The sequence below is a fragment of the Nocardioides renjunii genome (genome assembly GCF_034661175.1).
Classification (GTDB): domain Bacteria; phylum Actinomycetota; class Actinomycetes; order Propionibacteriales; family Nocardioidaceae; genus Nocardioides; species Nocardioides renjunii.
Window position 1 is genome coordinate 351,943 of sequence record NZ_CP141058.1, and the last position, 18,945, is coordinate 370,887.

18 protein-coding genes are annotated in these 18,945 nt (G+C 73.6%); 13 read left to right on the forward strand and 5 right to left on the reverse strand.

The features are described 5' to 3' along the window. Nucleotides 1–191: 191 nt before the first annotated feature. Nucleotides 192–989: an HAD family hydrolase gene (locus tag SHK17_RS01615; RefSeq protein WP_172269066.1), complete on the reverse strand. Its 798-nt coding sequence runs from the start codon at nt 987–989 to the stop codon at nt 192–194. A gap of 133 nt (nt 990–1,122) precedes the next feature. Here SHK17_RS01615 and ssd point away from each other — a divergent pair, with 133 nt between their 5' ends. The 4 genes from ssd to SHK17_RS01635 are packed head-to-tail and all read left to right on the forward strand — an operon-like array spanning nt 1,123 to nt 4,662. After that, on the forward strand, nt 1,123–2,133 hold the full coding sequence (gene ssd, locus SHK17_RS01620) for a septum site-determining protein Ssd (RefSeq protein ID WP_322920856.1): 1,011 nt from the start codon (nt 1,123–1,125) through the stop codon (nt 2,131–2,133). Further along, the gene (locus SHK17_RS01625) at nt 2,130–3,305 is read left to right on the forward strand and encodes a TadA family conjugal transfer-associated ATPase (RefSeq protein ID WP_322920857.1); all 1,176 of its coding nucleotides are present in this window, start codon (nt 2,130–2,132) and stop codon (nt 3,303–3,305) included. The genes ssd and SHK17_RS01625 overlap by 4 nt, the downstream gene beginning before the upstream one ends. Next, nucleotides 3,302–3,979 carry a type II secretion system F family protein gene (locus SHK17_RS01630; RefSeq protein WP_322920858.1) on the forward strand — a complete coding sequence of 226 codons (678 nt, stop codon included), beginning with the start codon at nt 3,302–3,304 and terminating at the stop codon, nt 3,977–3,979. The genes SHK17_RS01625 and SHK17_RS01630 overlap by 4 nt, the downstream gene beginning before the upstream one ends. Beyond that, the gene (locus SHK17_RS01635; RefSeq protein WP_322920859.1) at nt 3,976–4,662 is read left to right on the forward strand and encodes a type II secretion system F family protein; all 687 of its coding nucleotides are present in this window, start codon (nt 3,976–3,978) and stop codon (nt 4,660–4,662) included. The genes SHK17_RS01630 and SHK17_RS01635 overlap by 4 nt, the downstream gene beginning before the upstream one ends. Nucleotides 4,663–4,673: 11 nt before the next feature. Here the strand turns inward: SHK17_RS01635 and SHK17_RS01640 are convergent, their stop codons facing one another. Next, nucleotides 4,674–5,177 (reverse strand): GNAT family N-acetyltransferase, encoded by a 504-nt coding sequence (locus tag SHK17_RS01640; RefSeq protein ID WP_322920860.1) that lies wholly within the window; start codon nt 5,175–5,177, stop codon nt 4,674–4,676. A gap of 170 nt (nt 5,178–5,347) precedes the next feature. Between SHK17_RS01640 and SHK17_RS01645 the strand changes: the two genes are divergently transcribed. From SHK17_RS01645 to SHK17_RS01655, 3 genes are read left to right on the forward strand one after another with little or no spacing between them, the layout of a single operon-like run. Then, entirely contained in the window at nt 5,348–5,521 is a 174-nt protein-coding gene (locus SHK17_RS01645) for a DUF4244 domain-containing protein (RefSeq protein ID WP_172269084.1), read from the forward strand. Continuing rightward, nucleotides 5,521–5,883: a TadE family type IV pilus minor pilin gene (locus tag SHK17_RS01650; RefSeq protein ID WP_322425695.1), complete on the forward strand. Its 363-nt coding sequence runs from the start codon at nt 5,521–5,523 to the stop codon at nt 5,881–5,883. The genes SHK17_RS01645 and SHK17_RS01650 overlap by 1 nt, the downstream gene beginning before the upstream one ends. Then, a complete protein-coding gene (locus SHK17_RS01655) occupies nt 5,880–6,260 on the forward strand; it encodes an Rv3654c family TadE-like protein (RefSeq protein WP_322920861.1) in 381 nt (126 codons plus the stop codon). Before SHK17_RS01650 ends, SHK17_RS01655 begins: the two co-directional genes overlap by 4 nt. Before the next feature lie 9 nt (nt 6,261–6,269). On the opposite strand, the gene SHK17_RS01660 is transcribed toward SHK17_RS01655, so the two are convergent. After that, nucleotides 6,270–6,578: a hypothetical protein gene (locus SHK17_RS01660; RefSeq protein ID WP_322920862.1), complete on the reverse strand. Its 309-nt coding sequence runs from the start codon at nt 6,576–6,578 to the stop codon at nt 6,270–6,272. 9 nt (nt 6,579–6,587) lie between these two features. Next, complete coding sequence (locus tag SHK17_RS01665) at nt 6,588–8,936, reverse strand: DEAD/DEAH box helicase (RefSeq protein WP_322920863.1); 2,349 nt, start codon at nt 8,934–8,936, stop codon at nt 6,588–6,590. Nucleotides 8,937–9,097: 161 nt separating this feature from the next. On the opposite strand from SHK17_RS01665, the gene SHK17_RS01670 reads away from it, so the two are divergent. Both SHK17_RS01670 and SHK17_RS01675 read left to right on the forward strand, forming a co-directional pair. Beyond that, on the forward strand, nt 9,098–9,433 hold the full coding sequence (locus SHK17_RS01670; RefSeq protein ID WP_172269093.1) for an anti-sigma factor antagonist: 336 nt from the start codon (nt 9,098–9,100) through the stop codon (nt 9,431–9,433). 215 nt (nt 9,434–9,648) lie between these two features. Then, nucleotides 9,649–11,946: a sodium-translocating pyrophosphatase gene (locus tag SHK17_RS01675; RefSeq protein ID WP_322920864.1), complete on the forward strand. Its 2,298-nt coding sequence runs from the start codon at nt 9,649–9,651 to the stop codon at nt 11,944–11,946. Nucleotides 11,947–12,043: 97 nt separating this feature from the next. Here the strand turns inward: SHK17_RS01675 and SHK17_RS01680 are convergent, their stop codons facing one another. Next, nucleotides 12,044–12,937 carry a hypothetical protein gene (locus tag SHK17_RS01680; RefSeq protein ID WP_322920865.1) on the reverse strand — a complete coding sequence of 298 codons (894 nt, stop codon included), beginning with the start codon at nt 12,935–12,937 and terminating at the stop codon, nt 12,044–12,046. 98 nt (nt 12,938–13,035) lie between these two features. On the opposite strand from SHK17_RS01680, the gene SHK17_RS01685 reads away from it, so the two are divergent. The 4 genes from SHK17_RS01685 to topA all read left to right on the forward strand — a co-directional run bounded on the left by SHK17_RS01685 (nt 13,036) and on the right by topA (nt 18,941). Further along, nucleotides 13,036–14,532, forward strand: coding sequence for a class I SAM-dependent methyltransferase (locus SHK17_RS01685; RefSeq protein ID WP_322920866.1), 1,497 nt, complete (start codon nt 13,036–13,038; stop codon nt 14,530–14,532). Between the two features lie 48 nt (nt 14,533–14,580). After that, entirely contained in the window at nt 14,581–15,708 is a 1,128-nt protein-coding gene (locus SHK17_RS01690) for a baeRF2 domain-containing protein (RefSeq protein ID WP_322920867.1), read from the forward strand. Between the two features lie 51 nt (nt 15,709–15,759). Beyond that, the gene (locus SHK17_RS01695; protein WP_172269108.1) at nt 15,760–16,110 is read left to right on the forward strand and encodes a DUF3140 domain-containing protein; all 351 of its coding nucleotides are present in this window, start codon (nt 15,760–15,762) and stop codon (nt 16,108–16,110) included. 113 nt (nt 16,111–16,223) lie between these two features. Next, nucleotides 16,224–18,941, forward strand: coding sequence for a type I DNA topoisomerase (gene topA, locus SHK17_RS01700; protein WP_322920868.1), 2,718 nt, complete (start codon nt 16,224–16,226; stop codon nt 18,939–18,941). Nucleotides 18,942–18,945 lie beyond the last annotated feature (4 nt).

Below are 18,945 nucleotides of genomic sequence, written 5' to 3' on the forward strand. Positions count from 1 at the left end.
GGCTAGCACCCCATCGGATGGGTGGATCGCCGCGTGGGTACCTGGGTCACGTGCTGCTGTGGAGTTCTACCGTCCGTTGTAGTCCTCCCCGCTGGGTCCCGCAAGGGTTGACTTTGGGGCGCCGCGGTGGGTGCGCGGGACTCGGCGGAGAACTCGAGCAGAACTGGGTGGAGAACTGGGTGGAGAACTCGTCAGGCGTCCGGGCCGCGGCGCCGCCGGTTGGCCCAGATGACGCTGCCCGCGGCGACGGCGCCGCCGACGGCCAGCGCGGCGAGCGTGGGGCGCGCCGGCGGGACCGGGAGGCGTCGGCGCAGCGCGACCGGGCGGACGAAGGCGAGGACGGGCCACTCGCGCGCGGCGGCGATCCGGCGCAGCTCCCTGTCGGGGTTGACCGCGAAGGGGTGCCCGACCACGTCGAGCATGTGCACGTCGGTGACCGAGTCGCTGTAGGCGTAGCAGGCGTCGAGGTCGTAGCCGACCGTGGCCGAGAGGTGCTCGATCGCCCGGGCCTTCTCCTCGGCGTAGGCGTAGTAGTCGATGGTGCCGGTGTACTTGCCGTCGACGATCTCCATGCGGGTGGCGATCACCCGGTCCGCGCCGAGCATCTGGCCGATCGGCTCGACGACCTCGGCGCCGGAGGCGGAGACGATGACGATGTCGCGACCGGCGGCGCGGTGCTCCTCCATCAGGGTCACCGCCTCGTCGTAGACCAGCGGCTCGACGATGTTGGTGAGCGTGTCGTGCACGATCTCGCGCACCGTGGCGACGTCCCACCCCGCGCACAGCTGCGACATGAACTCGCGCATCTTGTCCATCTGGTCGTGGTCGGCACCGCCGGTGAAGAAGACGAACTGCGCGTACGCCGAGCGCAGCATGGCGCGCCGTGAGATGAGCCCACCCGCCTGGAACTCGCGGCTGAAGGCCAGCGTGCTCGACTTGGCGATGATCGTCTTGTCGAGGTCGAAGAATGCCGCGGTGGGGCGGGTCATGCGTTCATCGTAGGCGCCCCGCGGTCCCGGTTCCGGGCCTTTGGACGTCCACAGGTCGTCCGGGCACGCCGTTCTCCACAGCCGGTCGCGTCGGCCGGCCCACGCGTCGGTGCCGACGCCGAGGCTTGTCCTCATGGCCGTCCTCCTCGTCACCGGTTCCCCCCACGTCGCCGACACCGTGGTCCCCCTCTGCGCAGCGGTGGGGGTGGAGGTGGAGGTGTGTCCCGAGCCCGCCCTGTCGCTGTCCCACTGGACCGGCGCCGACCTGGTGCTCGTGGGCGACGACGTCGCGGACCTCGTGGTGGCGCTCGCGCCGCCGCGGCGGCAGGGGGTGCACGTCGTCGGCCTGTCCCCGGGGTACGAGGTGTTCCGCGCTGCCGTCGCGCTGGGCGCGGCATCCGTGCTCGACCTCCCCGGCGCCTCCGACTGGCTGGTGGACACGCTCGCCGACGTCGGTGAGCGGTCCTCACCGGGACGCGTCGTGGGCGTGGTCGGCGGCGCCGGGGGTGCCGGCTCCACCACGCTGGCGTGCGCGCTGGCGCAGTGGCACGCCGGGCGGGCGTCGACGCTGCTGGTCGACTGCGACGCGCTCGGGCCCGGGCTCGACCGCCTGCTGGGCATGGAGGATCTGCCCGGGGTGCGGTGGGAGGCGCTGGCGGAGACGTCGGGCCGGCTGGGCGCTCGGGCGCTGCGCGAGGGCGTGCCGCGCCGTGAGCACCTCGGCGTCCTGACCTGGTCCGGACTGCGCCGCCGGCTCGACGTGCCGACCGCGCGCCGGATCCTGCCGACGGCCGTGGGCGGGCACGACCTGGTCGTGCTCGACCTCCCGCGTCAGGGAGGGCCGGTCCTGGCCGAGCTCGCGGACCGCTGCGACGACCTGCTGGTCGTCACGCCCGCCACCGTGTCGGGGCTGGCGGCGACCGCCCGGCTGGTCGCCGACCTGGGCCGCGGCGGCCGGGCGGGTCTCGTGCTCCGCCCCGGCGGGCTCAGCGACGCCGACGCGGAGCGCGTCACCGGGCTGCCCCTCGTCGCCACCGTCGGCGACCAGCGCGGCCTAGCGGCCTCCGTCGACCGTGGCCTCGGCCCGCTCGCCGGTCGCGGGCCCTTGGCGCGCGCCGCCCGCGACCTCCTGGCGGCGGCATGACCGTCCACGCCGGCATCCCGGTGCCGACCGCCGTCCTCGACGACGTACGCCGTCGCCTGGCCGGGCAGGCCGGTGACCTCACCCCGCACCGCGTCGCCGAGGCGCTGCGGGCGTCCGGCTCGCCCGTCGGCGATGCGACCGTCCTGGCCGTGCACGACCTGCTGCGCCGTGACGTCCTCGGCGCCGGCCCGCTGGAGGAGCTGCTGCGGCTGCCGGACGTTACCGACGTCCTGGTCAACGGGCCCGAGGAGGTGTGGCTCGACCGCGGGGCCGGCCTCGAGCGGACGAGCGTCACCTTCCCCGACGACGCCGCGGTTCGCCGGCTGGCGCAGCGCCTCGCGGCGTCGGCCGGTCGCCGCCTCGACGACGCCAGCCCGCACGCCGACGTCCGCCTCCCCGACGGCACCCGCTTCCACGCGGTCCTGGCGCCGGTGGCGCGATCGGGGACGGTCGTCTCGCTGCGCGTGCCGCGGGCGCGGGTCTGGACGCTCCCGGAGCTCGTCACGGCGGGGGCTCTCCCGCGCGACGGCGCCTTCCTGCTCGAGGAGGTGGTCGACTCACGTTGCGCGTTCCTGGTCACCGGTGGCACCGGGTCTGGCAAGACCTCCGTCCTGTCGGCGCTCCTGTCGCTGGTCGACCCGGGTGAGCGCATCGTGCTGGTCGAGGACGCGAGCGAGCTGAGCCCCGACCACCCCCACGTGGTGGCGCTCGAGGGACGGCCGCCCAACATCGAGGGTGCCGGTGAGATCACCCTGCAGACCCTCGTCCGGCAGGCGCTGCGGATGCGTCCGGACCGGCTCGTGGTCGGCGAGGTGCGGGGAGCGGAGGTCGTGGACCTGCTGGCAGCGCTCAACACCGGTCACGGCGGGGGCTGCGGCACGCTGCACGCCAACTCCGCGGCCGACGTCCCTGCCCGGATCGAGGCCCTGTCGTTGGCCGCCGGTCTGCCCCGCGAGGCGGCGCACAGCCAGCTGGCAGCGGCGCTCGACGTCGTCATCCACCTCGGCCGTGGTCGCGACGGCCGGCGCCGGGTCCTCGAGCTCGGCGTGCCGGAGCGCGACGGCTCGGGTCTCGTCGTCCTGAGCACCGCCGCGACGTTCGAGGGCGACCGGGTGGTCCCCGGTCCTGCCGCCCCGGTCCTTGCGGCGCGGCTGGGTTCGGTCGGCGGGTGAGTGCGCTGCTCGCCGCCGTCCTGGCGGGCGCCGCCGTCGTGCTGTGGTGCCCGCCGCTCTCACTGTCGGCGCGGGCGGGGCGGCAACCGGCCGTCCCGCCGCGGTGGCTCGCGGGGGTCCCGTGGGGCAGGCGCCGCGAGACGGCCCGCACCCAGGCGGCGGTCCTCGAGGTCTGCGACCTGCTGGCTGCGGAGCTCGCCGCGGGCCGCCCGCCCGGTGCCGCCCTCGCCAGCGCCGCGGAGCGGTGGCCACCCCTGACGTCGGTGGTCGAGGCGGCGCGGCTCGGCGCGGACGTCCCCGACGCGATGAGGCGCCTCGCCGCGGAGTGGCGCGGCGCGTCGGACCTCCGCTGGGTCGCCGGGGCGTGGCAGGTCGCGCAGGACTCCGGGCACGGACTCGCGTCGGCGCTCGAGCGCACCGCGGGCGGTCTGCGCGCCCGACGCCGCACCCGGCGGCTCGTCGACTCCGAGCTCGCGTCCGCGCGGGCGACGGCGCGGCTCGTCGCCTGCCTGCCGCTGGCGGTCCTGCTCATGGGCTCCGGAGCCGGCGGGTCCCCGTGGGCGTTCCTGCTGGCGACGCCGGTGGGAGGGGCGTGCCTGGTGACCGGGGTGGGTCTCATCGGGCTGGGGCTGTGGTGGATCGAGCGACTGGCCGACCGGGCGGCGTCGCCGTGACCTGGGTGAGCGTGGCCTGCGCCGTCCTGGCCGTGCTCACGTGGCTGCCGGCGCCGGTCCGGACGACCAGGTCGCGCGGCCGCTCCGGTCCGGGGTTGCGCCCCGTGGCCGCGGTCGGGGTCGGGGTGGGCGCGTGGCTCGTCGTCGGCGGCGCCACCGGGATCGCAGCAGGTGTGGTCGCCGGCGTCGTCGCGCGCAGGGTGCTGGCAGGGGTCGAGGCACCCTCGAGCCGGCGTGACCGCGAGGAGGTCGAGCGGACGCTCCCCCACCTCATCGAGCTCCTCGCCTCGACGCTGCACGCGGGCGCCGAGCCCGTCGCGGGCCTCGCTCGCGTCTGCGCAGCGCTGCCCGGTCCGGCGGCGGAGCGCCTGCGCCCCGTGGTCGAGCAGGCGCGATGGGGCGCCTCGGGCGCCGAGGCGTGGTCCGCGGTCGCCGACGACCCGGCGCTGGCCCCGTTGGCGCGGGCCATGGTGCGCTCGCAGACCTCGGGGGCCTCGGTCGTGCTCGCGGTCGAGCGCCTCTCCGTCGAGCTCGAGCGAGAGGCGTTGGCCCGGGCCGAGGACGCGGCGCGCAAGGTCGGCGTCTCGGCGGCGGTGCCCCTCGGCGTCTGCCTGCTGCCGGCGTTCATGCTGCTCGGCGTGGTGCCGACCGTGGCGACACTGTTCCAGTCGGTGGCGCCCTAGCCGACGGTGGCTCAGCCGATGCCCGCGACGGCTGCATGATCGGCTCCGCCGTGCTGCATCCGCCGCTCGCGGGGGACGTCGTCGGGCTGGCCCGCGGGCACGCCCAGGTCGACGAAGCCGGCACGCGCGTAGGCGCGGATCGCCGCGGCGTTGTCGTCGCGCACCATGAGGCAGGTCGTGCGGCCACGGTCGGCTGCCCAGGTGACGACGTGGTCGATGAGCCGGCCCGCCAGCCCGGTGCCGCGCTCGCCGGGGGCCACCCACATCGAGATCAGCTCGACGACGTCCTCCGACTCCGCGCCCGACACCACGCCGACCGGACCGGTGTCGCTGCGGGCGACCACGGTGAGCGCCACGTCGGCCAGCCGGGCGCGCCACCGCTGCTCGGTGGCGTCCGCCCAGTCGGCGTGACGAGCCCCGAAGGCGCCGGGGGCGTCCAGCAGCGCCGCCAGCCGTACGTCGCGGAGCACGGCCCAGTCGTCCGGCCCGATCCGCACCAGCTCGACGTCGTCCATGCGGGGAGGCTAGCCCGCCCCTGGCGTCGGGCGAACGCCGTTTTCCGTCCACAGGGACCCGGCGCCGGCCCTGCTCCACAGCCCGCTGTCGCGGCCCGTGCGGCTCGTCGGCGGGGCGTCGAGGGTGGTCCTGACCGGGCTCATCGGGAGCCCAGACGACAGGGGAAGCAATGACACAGGACCGTCACGACGAGCGGGGCATCACCACTGCGGAGTACGCCGTCGGCACCGCCGCGGGGGCCGGGTTCGCCGGCCTGCTCTACACGCTGCTCACCGGCAAGTTCGGCGACCAGCTGCTCGAGCGGTTGTTCAAGCACGTCATGGGCCTGCTCGGCATCGGCTGATGGCTGCGCGGGCGCGGGAGGACACCGGGGCGGCGACGGCCGAGCTCGCGCTCGGCATCCCGCTGCTCGTCGCGCTGACCGCCGGACTCGTCTGGATGCTGGCGCTCGGCGCAGCCCAGGTCCGGGTCGTCGACGCCTCGCGCGAGGCGGCCCGGGCCGTGGCCCGCGGCGACGACGTGGCCACCGCCCGCGACGTCGCCACCCGGATCGCGCCCGAGGGCGCCCGGGTGCGCGTCGAGGTGGGCGGCGGCCGGGTCGTGGTGACCACGACGGCACGTGTCGCCGGCCCCGGAGGGCTGCTCGGGTCGTTGCCCGGGGTCACCGTCTCGGCCGACGCCGTCGCCCTCATGGAGGAGCCGTGAGCCCCGAGCACGAGTCGCGGGTGGAGCACCGCCTCCGCCGGCGACGTCACGAGGCAGGCGGTGCGACGGTGCTGGTGGTGGCGATGGCGGGCGTGCTCATGTTCGTCATGGTCGGGCTGGCCCCCGCCGGCGGTCTGGTCGTCGCCCAGCGCCGGGCACAGGCGGCCGCCGACCTCGCGGCGCTGGCCGGAGCGTCCGTCTCGCCGGTCGGGTGCGGCGAGGCGGCCCGCGTCGCCGCGGCCAACGCCGCGGAGTTGGACGCCTGCGTCGTCGCCGGGACCGAGGTCACCGTCGAGGTGTCGGTGGACGGGCCCGCAGTGCCGTGGCGGTCCGTGCGGGTGAGCGCCGAGGCGCGGGCAGGCCCGGGTCCCGGGTGAGCGCGCCGGTCAGATCTGCTCGCGCTGGTGGTCCGGGCCGTCCTCACGGCGCTCGGTCTCCACCCGGTCCAGCTTCCGGTTCAGGTCGTGCAGCTCCTTGCGCTCCTTGCGGTGCGCCAGGCCCCGCTTGGTGCCCCACTTGAGGATCGAGAAGCCCCAGAGGATGGCGGCACCTGCGGCCACGCCGACGAGAAAGGACTCCAGGGTGGTGACGTCGAACCCGAGGAGCTCACCGCCGCTGCCCGGCTCGCTGACGAACACGGCCGACAGGATGGCGATGCCGCCGAGGATGATGAGTGCCAGACCGAGGAAGACCATGGACCGAATCTAGCCCCCGGTCCGCGCGGACGGCTCACCCCCGAGGAGAGCGTCGAGCAGGACGATCGCGCCCGCCTTGTCGAGGGGGTTGTTCTGGTTGCCGCACTTGGGCGACTGGATGCACGAGGGACACCCGCTGACGCACTCACAGCTCGCGATGGCCTCGCGGGTCGCGGCCAGCCAGGCGGGCGCGGTGCGGAAGCCGCGCTCGGAGAAGCCCGCCCCGCCCGGGTGCCCGTCGTAGACGAAGACCGTCAGCACACCCGTGTCGGCGTGCCGGGCCGTCGAGACGCCACCGATGTCCCAGCGGTCGCACGTCGCGAAGAGGGGGAGGAGGCCGATCGAGCAGTGCTCGGCGGCGTGCGCCGCACCCGGGACGTCCGAGGTCGCCAGCCCCGCCTCGGCGACCACGTCGTCGGGCACGGTCCACCAGATCGCGGTGGTGCGCAGCGTCCGCTCGGGCAGGTCGAGCGGCTCCTCTGCGAGCACCTCGCCGCCGGGCTGGCGCCGCTTGAGGAACGAGACGACCTGGTGGGAGACGTCGACCTCGCCCAGCGACAGCTCGCACCCGCCCCACGACTGCCGCTCGTGGGTCGCGACGATGCCGATGTCGGTCGTCTCCCGCGCCGTCGTGCTGTAGGCCGGCTCGTCTCGCCGCATGACCGCGACGTGGTGCTCGAGGTCGAGGTCCTCGACCAACCAGGTCTCGCCCTGGTGGACGTAGACCGCACCGGGGTGGGCCTGGTTGTGCGCCCCGCCGGCGTCGACGGTGCCGACGACGCGTCCCGTGTCCGCCTCGACCAGCTGGACCGGCGCGCCGCCGGCGGAGCGGATGTCGGCGAGGTCGGCCGCCCGGCTGCGGTCGGTCCAGAACCAGCCGCGCGGGCGTCGCCTCAGGAGCCCGAGCTCGGTCAGCCGGTCCACCACCTCGCGGGCCGTGGCCCCGAAGAGCGGCAGGTCGGCCTCGGTGAGCGGTGACTCCTGGGCCGCGGCGCAGAGGTGCGGGCCCATCACGTGCGGGTTGGACGGGTCGAACACCGACGCCTCGACCGGTGCGCCGATCAGCGTCTCCGGGTGCGTGACGAGGTAGGTGTCGAGCGGGTCGTCCTTCGCGACCAGCACGCCGAGCGCGTCCTGCGCGCCGCGGCCGGCGCGGCCGACCTGCTGCCAGAAGGCCGCGCGGGTCCCCGGGAAGCCGGCGATGAGGACGGCGTCGAGCCCACTGATGTCGATGCCCAGCTCGAGCGCGTTGGTCGCCGCCAGCCCGACGAGGTCCCCGCGACGCAGCGCCGCCTCGAGGGCGCGCCGCTCCTCGGGCAGGTAGCCGCCCCGGTAGGCCGCGATCCGGCTCGGGAGGGAGGGGTCGACCTCCTCGAGGAGCTCGGCCGCCGTCAGCGCGACCTGCTCCGCGCCGCGGCGCGAGCGGATGAAGGCGAGGGTGCGCACGTCCTCGGCGACCAGGTCGGCCAGCAGGTCGGCGACCTCGGAGGAGGCGGCACGGCGCACGGGCGCGCCGTTCTCGCCGGCGTGCGAGGTGAACGGCGGCTCCCACAGCAGGAGCGACACCCGGCCGCGCGGCGAGTCGTCCCGGGTCAGCGCCACGACGTCGAGACCGGTCAGCCGCGACGCCGTGACCTCGGGCTCGGCGACCGTCGCGGAGGCGAGCACGAACGTCGGGTGGGCGCCGTACATCGCGCACACCCGCCGCAGCCGCCGCAGCACGTGCGAGACGTGCGCGCCGAAGACCCCGCGGTAGTGGTGGCACTCGTCGACGACGACGTACTGCAGCGACCCCAGGAACCTCGACCACCGGTGGTGCGACGGCAGCAGCGACCGGTGCAGCATGTCGGGGTTGGTGAGGACGTACTCCCCGAAGTCGCGCGTCCAGTCGCGCTCCTCGCGCGAGCTGTCGCCGTCGTGCGCGGCCAGGCGTACGTCGAGGCGCAGCGACGCCAGCCCGGCGAGCTGGTCGTGGGCCAGCGCCTTCGTCGGCGCGAGGTAGAGCACCGACGCCCCGCGCTCGCCGCGGACGCCGCGGGAGGAGCGGATGGCCGAGAGCGCGGGGACCTGGTAGGCCAGCGACTTCCCCGACGCCGTCCCGGTCGCGACGATCACGTGGTCGCCGGCGTGGGCGGCGTCCGCCGCGACCACCTGGTGGCGCCACGGTCGCGCCACGCCCTGGGCTGCGAACGCACCGCGTACGTCGTCCGGCACCCACCCCGGCCAGTCCTCGTGGACGGCCTCGCGGGCAGGCAGCACCTCGAGGTGCTGGAGGCGGTCCTCGCGCCCCGGGACACCCGTCAGCCGACGGATCAGCGCCTCGACCGGGGGCAGCGCGCGGGACGGGGAGTCACTCACCTCGGCAGTCTCGCAAAGGGCGGGGACGGTGGAACTGTGAGGGACTCCTGCGCAACGGTTGGGACTCGTGGTTTGATACCACCCGAAACGTTGACAGGGGCACGCAGGGTGTCCCGCAAGCGCACTGTCCGAACAGCACTTTCGGGGACCGGGGAGCAGTCGTGGATCTCACCCTTGCGACACGCGAGGTGGACGGGCGCGCCATCGTCGCCGTCGGCGGGGAGATCGATGTCTACACCGCGCCCAAGCTGCGCGACTGCATCACCGACCTGGTCAGCAAGGGCTCCTACGACATCGTCGTCGACCTCGAGGCCGTCGAGTTCCTCGACTCCACCGGCCTCGGCGTGCTGGTCGGGGGCCTCAAGAAGGTCCGCGCCCACGACGGTTCCCTCGACCTGGTCTGCACCCAGGAGCGCCTGCTCAAGATCTTCCGGATCACCGGCCTGGCCAAGGTGTTCGTGATCCACGACTCCGTCGGTCTGGCCCCCGGCGCCTGAGCGCTCCACGCGACCCGTCCGCCGAGCCCGACTGCCCGGCGAGCTCGTCGACCGGCTCGACCGACCGTCCGAGGTCGTGCCCACCTGTGTCCACACATGCCCACCCCTTGCGGTGGGCCCCGGTGTGGCGTGGGTCACCCTGCCCCGTGATGCGGATCACGTCTGCGTAGACTCCGGCGCGTTCATGGATCAATTCCAGTCCTAGGAGGACGCGCATGACGGGGATCTTGCCCGCGGTCGTGAAGCCGGAGCTCGATGGTGGAAATCTGATCCTGGTCGTCGTCGTCGCCCTGATCGCGCTCGGCGCGCTCGGGATGGCCGCGATGTTCAGGTCCCAGGTGATGACCGCCGGCGAGGGCACCGACAACATGAGGACCATCGCCCAGGCCGTGCAGGAGGGCGCCAACGCCTACCTGACCCGCCAGTTCCGCACCCTGGCCGTCTTCGCAGCGATCGCGTTCTTCGCGCTCCTCGTGCTGCCGGCCGACGACACCGTCGTGCGCATCTTCCGCTCGGTGTTCTTCATCGTCGGCGCCGGCTTCTCCGCAGCCGTGGGCTACCTCGGCATGAACCTCGCCGTGCGCGCCAACCTGCGCGTCGCCGCGGCGGCCGAGACCGTGGGCCGCGAGCCCGCCATGACGATCGGCCTGCGCACCGGCGCCATGGTCGGCATGCTCACCGTCGGCCTCGGCCTGCTCGGCGCCAGCCTGGTCGTCCTCTTCTTCCAGGACGAGGCGCCCGTGGTGCTCGAGGGCTTCGGCTTCGGCGCCGCGCTGCTCGCCATGTTCATGCGGGTCGGCGGCGGCATCTTCACCAAGGCCGCCGACGTCGGCGCCGACCTGGTCGGCAAGGTCGAGCAGAACATCCCCGAGGACGACCCGCGCAACGCCGCCACCATCGCCGACAACGTCGGTGACAACGTGGGCGACTGCGCCGGCATGGCCGCCGACCTCTTCGAGTCGTACGCCGTCACGCTGGTCGCCGCGCTCATCCTCGGCTCGCAGGCCTTCGGTGACCAGGGCCTGGTCTTCCCGCTGCTGATCCCCGCCATCGGTGCCCTGACCGCCGTCGCGGGCGTCTACCTCACCAAGCCCAAGGCCGGTGAGAACGGCCTGACGACCATCAACCGCTCCTTCTACCTCTCCTCGGGCATCGCCGCCGTGGCGAGCGTCGTGCTGTCCTACGTCTACCTGCCGAGCACCTTCGCCGAGTTCACCAACATCGCCGACGGCCTCGCCGGCGCGGAGGGCGACCCGCGGTTCATCGCGGCCTCGGCCGTCGTCATCGGCATCGTGATGTCCGCGGGCATCCTCGCCCTCACCGGCTACTACACCGGCACCGAGTACCGCCCGGTCAAGGACGTCGGCAAGACGTCCCTCACCGGCGCGGCCACCGTCATCCTGTCCGGCCTCTCGGTCGGCTTCGAGTCGGCGGTCTACACCACGCTGGTCATCGGCGCGGCCGTCTTCGGCGCCTACCTGCTCGGTGGCGCGGCGCTCACGGTGTCGCTGTTCGCCGTGGCCCTCGCCGGCTGCGGCCTGCTGACCACGGTCGGCGTCATCGTCGCGATGGACACCTTCGGCCCGGTCTCCGACAACGCCCAGGGCATCGCCGAGATGTCGGGCGACGTCAGCCCCGAGGGCGCGCAGATCCTCACCGAGCTCGACGCGGTCGGCAACACCACCAAGGCGATCACCAAGGGCATCGCGATCGCGACGGCCGTGCTGGCCGCGACCGCGCTGTTCGGCTCCTACGCCACGTCCGTGTTCGAGTCGCTGGAGAAGGCCAACGTCGGTGCCGACGAGGTCTACCTCCTCGACTTCAGCGTCTTCAACCCCGCCGTCATCGTGGGCGTGCTGCTCGGCGCGGCCGTGGTGTTCCTCTTCTCCGGCCTGGCGATCAACGCCGTCGCCCGTGCCGCCGGCGCGGTCGTCTACGAGGTGCGCCGCCAGTTCCGCGAGATCCCCGGCATCATGGAGGGCACCGGCCGTCCGGAGTACGGCAAGGTCGTCGACATCGTCACCAAGGACTCGCTGCGCGAGCTCGTGACGCCCGGCATCCTGGCCGTGATGGCGCCGATCGCGGTGGGCTTCGGCCTCGGCGTGACCGCGCTCGCCGGGTTCCTCGCCGGTGCCATCGGCGCCGGCACCCTGATGGCCGTCTTCCTGGCCAACGCCGGTGGCGCCTGGGACAACGCCAAGAAGCTCGTCGAGGACGGCAACCACGGTGGGAAGGGCTCGCCCGCCCACGAGGCCACCGTCATCGGCGACACCGTCGGCGACCCGTTCAAGGACACCGCCGGCCCGGCCATCAACCCGCTCATCAAGGTGATGAACCTGGTCTCGCTGCTCATCGCGAGCGCGGTCGTCTCCCTGAGCGTGGGCGACGACCAGAACGACCCGGTCCGTCTCCTGATCGCGCTCGCCGCGGTCGCGATCATCGTCGTCGCCGTGGTCATCTCCAAGCGTCGCGAGGTCACCATCTCCGACGACACCCCGGCCGCGGTCGCCTGACCGCAGCCGCACGTCGTCGCGACGGCCCGTCACTCCTCCGGGGGTGGCGGGCCGTCGTCGTCCCGGCGGGTCGTCCCGGCAGGTCGTGCCGGCCCGGTCAGTGCTCGTCGAAGTGCGGACGGGTCAGCTCGTAGGTGAGGCCGCCGAGCGCCGTGTGGTCGTCGGCGCCACCGAGGTGCGGGCCCTGCATCCACCGGGCGAAGGACCAGACCTCGGACAGCCGCCACTCGAGGTCGAAGAGCCGCACCATCTCCGGGTCGTGGTCGACGGCGCGGCCCTCGTGGACCAGCGTGGCGAGGTCGCGCTCGCGCGGGGCCAGGAGGAGCGACTCCCAGTCCAGCAGCCACGTCCGGCCGCGGGCGAGCCACTGGTTGTGCACACCGGGCTCGCCGTGCGTGACGACGTACGTCGCCGGGTCGGCCAGCGCGACCAGGCGTGCGTGCTCGCGCGACCAGGCGCCCACCTGGGTCAGGTGGTCGACCACCAGCTCCCGGGCGGCCGGGCCGAGCGGCCCCTCCCACGGCTGCTGCAGCAGGGCCCGCAGCCGTCCCGGCAGGTCCGCGTCGACCTCGCTCGCCCAAGCGCGCGCCGTCCGGGGAGGCGGCGTCGCGTGCAGCTCGGCGAGCATCCCGGGCAGCTCGGCGACGGACGTCTCGGGACGCTCCCCGGGGAGCCACCGGGCGACGCTGGCCGTGCGGGCGCCCACCGGCAGTGTCACGTCGCCGTCGAGCGTCGGCAGCGACGGCCACACGAAGTCGAGGCCCAACGCGGCCGCGCTCGCGTAGGCCGCCTCCAGCGTCGCCCGCGTGTGGCGGGGGAGGTCGGGGTCGAGGGTGGCGAAGTAGGCGGGCTCACCCGCGGCGTCGACGCGCCAGTGGTGCGCGCCCCACCCGACGGGCAGGTGCTCCACGGCGTCGGCCTCCGGCGCCCAGTGGCGTCGTACGGCCTCGAGCACCTCGGCGTCCGTGAGGTCGTCCGGTGGCTCCAGCACCCGGTGATGGTGCCACGACGTGTGACGGAGCGGTCGCCGGAGCGACCACCTCGTCACACGCTGTGCCGGCGGCACCCGGGGCCTGCGAGGCTGGGTCCATGCACTCGGACCTCGACTTCACCGGCCCGCTGCGCGACGCGCTCGTCTCCGCCGACTTCACCTACGACCGCGTCGCCGAGGCGCTCGGCGAGGAGGCGCACCGGGCGCTCGGCCGCAACGAGACCCTGCCCGCGCTGCGGCGTACGACGTCGGGCGGGCCGCTCGACACGCTCGTGCGGCTGTTCCTGCTGCAGACCCCGGTGCCCCACGACGACGCCGAGCGGGCGCTGCCCGGGCTGGTCGACCGGCTCTGCAACGCGGGGCTGCTCGAGCAGAGCGTCAGCGAGGTGGCCGCCCGTACGGACTGCCGGCCCTACGCCACCTCCGAGACGGGAGAGGACCGCGACCTCTGGGTCGTCTCCGACCTGACACCGGGCCTCGACGGCGCCCCGGTCGCCGTGGGCCCTGACCACGTGCTCGGCATCTCGAGCGCCTCGACCAGCCTGGCGCAGCTCACCATGCGCGAGCCGGTCAGCTCCGCCCTCGACCTCGGCACCGGCTGCGGAGTGCAGGCGCTGCACCTCGCCGCGCACGCGGGCTCCGTGGTCGCGACCGACGTCAACGCCCGCGCCCTGTGGATGACCCGGCTCAACGCCGCGCTCAACGGCGTCGAGGTCGACGTGCGCGACGGGTCGTTCTTCGAGCCCGTGCGGGGCGAGCGGTTCGACCTGATCGCCACGAACCCGCCGTTCGTGATCTCCCCGGCCACGGGGCAGCGGCTGGTCTACCGCGACTCCGGCCTGCCGGGCGACCGGGTCGTGGAGGACATCGTCCGCACGGGCCCGGAGCACCTCACCGACGGCGGCTGGCTGCAGGTGCTCGCCAACTGGTCGATCGTCGACGGCCGTCCCTGGGACGAGCGGCTCGGCTCGTGGCTCCGCGACGACTGCGACGCGCTGGTCGTGCAGCGCGAGACGCTCGACCCGTCGGCCTACGTCGAGCTGTGGCTCAAGGACTCCGGCCACCACGGCGGCCCGGACTACGCCCGGCGCTACGACACCTGGCTGTCGTGGCTGGAGGAGGCCGGCATCCGCCGGATCGGCTTCGGCTGGATCAACGTCCGTCTCGGCGACGGAGCGGGGTCCGGGGGAGGCCGGCACGAGCTGATCGAGTGGCCCTACGACGTCGAGCAGCCGATCGGCCCGGCGGTCCACGCCTGGGGCGAGGCCGCGTCAGCGCTCCGCGGCCTCACCGACGACGAGCTGCTGGGCCGTACGCTCCGCGCCCGCGAGGACGTGCAGCAGGAGACCGTCGGCCGGCCGGGCGCCGAGGACCCGGAGGCCATCGTGCTGCGCCAGCAGCGGGGGTTCCGCCGCGCGCGCACAGCCGACACGGTCGAGGCCGCGTTCCTCGGCGCGTGCGACGGTGACCTCACCGTCGGCCGGCTGCTGGGCGCCCTCGGCACCCTGCTGGAGCGCGACGAGGCCGACCTGCGCGCGGCATACCTCCCCGCGGTCCGGGAGCTGGTCGCGGAGGGCTTCCTGGGGGTGGGCTGACGCTTGGTTCGGGGGGATGCGGCGGAGGGCATCGGGTACTAGCGCCGCATGACGACACCCAGGATGGCCCCCCTGTCAGCGCTGCGCCCGGCCGCGGACGTCTACGGCGACGTCGTCACGGCGTACGTCGACGTCAGCCGCACCAACGAGAACGCAGCCCAGGAGATCGAGGTGCGCGCCGACAACCTGCGCCGTGAGCTGCTCGGCGCCGGGGCCGACGAGGCGGCCGTGGAGGCCGTCGCCGCGCGCGTCGTCGAGCAGACGGGTCACGGCGGCGAGACCTTCCGCGTGGTCGCGGCGAGTGGCGGCGAGCTGGTGACCGACATGGTGCTCGCCAGCGCGGTGCCCGCCCAGCAGCACCAGGGCCCGATCGCCCACCTGCTGGAGCTGGCCCGCGCCCAGGCCGACGACGTGCGCTACGCGCTCGTCCGGGTGGACCGCTCGGGCGCGGACATCACGGTGGCCGGCACCGTCAGCCCCGTGCAGCGGGAGATGACGAGCGAGGGCGACCACGACGAGCTGACCAAGGTGAAGGTCGGTGGCTGGTCCCAGCGTCGATACCAGATGCGGGTCGAGGACTCGATCGAGCGCAACGCCGAGACGGTGGCCAAGGACCTCGACCGCCTCGCCGGCAACGAGCGGATCGACCTCGTGCTGATCACCGGCGACCCCACCAGCGTCGCCAGCGTCCGGGACCAGGTGGGCACGCGGGTCGCCGAGCGCCTCGAGGCCCTCGAGCACGGCAGCCGCGCCGAGGGCGCCTCCGACGACCTCCTCGACGAGGAGGTGGAGGCCGCGATCCAGCGCTACCGCAGCGGGCGCATCGACGGCGTGCTCGACCGCCTCGGCGGCGGAGCCAAGGCGGTCGGCGTCGCCGAGACCGTCGAGGCGCTGCGGCGCGGCGAGGTGGAGACGCTCGTGCTGCTCCAGGGTGCCCTCGAAGACCGCGAGGCCTACGTCGGCCCCGAGCCGCTCCTGCTCGGCCACACGCCGGACGAGCTGACCGCGTTCGGCGTCGAGGACCCGGCGCCCACCCGCCTGGACGAGGCGATGGTGCGCGCCGCCATCGGCCAGGACGCCGACCTCCTGCCTCTGTACGCTCCGGTCAGCCTGCTGCCCGACGGCGTCGGCGCCGTGCTGCGCTTCGACACCCGGCCGGACCAGTCCGCCTCGTGAGCCGCCGACGGCCCGCACCCGACCACCCCACGATCGACGAAGGAGCCACCCATGGCTGAGAGCCACGTGAGCGACGACCTCTGGCAGGAGTTCCACACCGTGGTCAACATGACCTCCCGCGAGCTGTCCGACTGGCTGCGCGTCGAGGCGACCGGTGAGGGCGGTGAGCTGATCGAGCCCGACAGCGTGCTGCCCGAGCACGAGGTCGGCAACCAGGTGCTCGCCATCCTCGGCAAGCGCCGCACCGACCTGACCCCCGACGACGTCGACACCATGGAGCAGGTCGTCGCGCAGGTCCGCACGATCCGCGGCGACGAGCCCGAGCCCGAGGCGTACGACGACGACCTGCGGCGGATGCTGATGTCGTTCGGACACGACCCGCTCAAGCCCGCGGGGGCCTGACCCGGCGCTCCCTCACCTGTGCCTGTGGACGCCGCGGGGTGGTGATCTCGGGATGTGGCGCTACCGTTGCGGCGCTGAGCAACACGAGGCAGCAACAGAGGGAGCAATCAGAAGTGGCAAAGCTCGTCATCGTCGAGTCCCCGGCCAAGGCCCGCACGATCGGCGGGTACCTCGGCTCGGACTACGTCGTCGAGTCCTCGATCGGTCACATCCGCGACCTGCCCAACAACGCCGCGGACACCCCGGCCAAGATCAAGGACAAGCCGTGGGGCCGCCTCGCGGTCGACGTCGACAACGGCTTCGAGCCCTACTACGTCGTGCCGCGCGACAAGAAGAGCCACATCGCCAAGCTGAAGAAGCTGGTCAAGGACGCCGACGCCCTCTACCTCGCCACCGACGAGGACCGCGAGGGCGAGGCGATCGCCTGGCACCTCCTCGACGAGCTCAAGCCGCCGAAGGGCCTGCCGGTGCACCGGATGGTCTTCCACGAGATCACCAAGCAGGCCATCCTCGCGGCGGTCGAGAATCCCCGCCAGATCAACGACGACCTCGTCGAGGCCCAGGAGGCGCGCCGCATCCTCGACCGCCTCTACGGCTACGAGGTCTCGCCGGTGCTGTGGAAGAAGGTCATGTCCGGCCTCTCCGCGGGCCGCGTGCAGTCGGTCGCCACCCGTCTGGTCGTCGACCGCGAGCGCGAGCGGATGAAGTTCCGCGTCGCCTCCTACTGGGACATCGACGCCACGTTCGACGCCGGCACCGGCCACGACCCGCGAATGTTCCCCGCCAAGCTGCACAGCGTCGACGACGTCCGCGTCGCCCGCGGTGCCGACTTCGACAACACCGGTGAGCTCAAGTCCGGATCAGCTGGCAAGGCGGAGCGGGTCCACCTGTCCCGCGCCGACGCCGAGTCGCTGGCCACCGGCCTCGCCGACACGACGTACGCCGTCCGCTCGGTCGAGTCCAAGCCCTACCGCCGCTCGCCGTACGCCCCCTTCCGCACCACCACGCTGCAGCAGGAGGCCAGCCGCAAGCTCGGGATGAGCGCGAGCGTGACCATGTCGGTCGCGCAGCGCCTCTACGAGAACGGCTTCATCACCTACATGCGCACCGACTCCACGACGCTGTCGGACGCCGCGGTCGGCGCCGCCCGCGACCAGGTGCGCGAGCTCTACGGCGCGGAGTACCTCCCCGACTCGCCGCGGACCTACGCCTCCAAGGTCAAGAACGCCCAGGAGGCCCACGAGGCGATCCGCCCGGCCGGCGACACCTTCCGCACGCCGGCGCAGACCGGGCTGTCGGGCGAGCAGTTCCGCCTCTACGAGCTGATCTGGATGCGCACCGTCGCCTCGCAGATGAAGGACGCGGTCGGCAGCTCGGTGACGATCCGCATCGGCGGTGCCGCCGCCGACGGTCGCGACGTGGTGTTCAGCGCCAGCGGTCGCACCATCACCTTCCACGGCTTCCTCAAGGCCTACGTCGAGGACATCGACGACGCCTCCAAGCGTCGCGACGACGCCGAGACCCGGCTGCCCAACCTCACCGAGGGTGCCGCCGTCTCCGCGGCGACACTGACGCCCGAGGGCCACGAGACCAAGCCGCCCGCCCGCTACACCGAGGCGACGCTGATCAAGGAGCTCGAGGACCGCGAGATCGGCCGACCGTCGACCTATGCCTCGATCATCGGCACCATCCTCAACCGCGGCTACGTCTACAAGAAGGGCACGGCGCTGGTGCCGGCGTGGCTGGCGTTCTCGGTCGTGCGGCTGCTGGAGGAGCACTTCCCGCGCCAGGTGTCCTACGAGTTCACCGCCGACATGGAGGACGTGCTCGACGAGATCGCCGGCGGCCGCGCCGACCGGGCCACCGAGCTCGGCGAGTTCTACTACGGCGGCGGCGACGTCGTCGGCCTCAAGACGCTGGTCACCGAGCTCGGCGACATCGACGCCAAGGAGATGGCGACCTTCCCCATCGGGGACGGGATCGACCTCCGCGTCGGCCGCTACGGTCCCTACGTCGAGGGCCCGGCGCCCGAGGACGGCGACGGCGCACCCGTCCGCGCCAACGTCCCCGACGACCTGCCGCCCGACGAGCTCACCGTGGCCAAGGCCAAGGAGCTGCTCGCCAACCCCGCCGGCGAGGAGCAGGTGATCGGCAACCACCCCGACACCGGTCTCCAGATCGTGGCCAAGAACGGTCGCTTCGGGCCCTACGTCACCGAGGTGCTGCCCGACGACGCGCCCAAGTCGGCCAAGCCGCGCACCGGCTCGCTCTTCACGTCCATGACCCTCGACACCGTCAGCCTCGAGGACGCGGTCAAGCTGCTCGACCTGCCCCGCGTGGTCGGCGTCGACGACGACGGCACCGAGATCACCGCGCAGAACGGTCGCTACGGGCCCTACCTCAAGAAGGGCACCGACTCGCGCTCGCTCACCAGCGAGGACCAGATCTTCGACATCACCCTCGACCAGGCCAAGGCGATCTACGCCCAGCCCAAGCAGCGCGGTCGCGGTGCGGCCACCCCGCCGCTCAAGGAGCTCGGCAACGACCCCGTCTCGGGCCAGCCGGTGATCGTGAAGGCCGGTCGCTTCGGCGAGTACGTCACCGACGGCGAGTACAACGCCACCCTCCGCAAGGACGACACCGTCGAGTCGATCACCCTCGAGCGGGCGGCCGAGCTGCTCGCCGAGCGTCGCGAGCGCGGTCCGGCCAAGAAGGCGGCCAAGAAGGGCGCGAAGAAGGCCCCCGCCAAGAAGACCGCTGCCAAGAAGACGACCGCGAAGAAGACGGCGGCCAAGAAGACGACCAAGAAGGCTGCGGCCAAGAAGTCCTGACCGC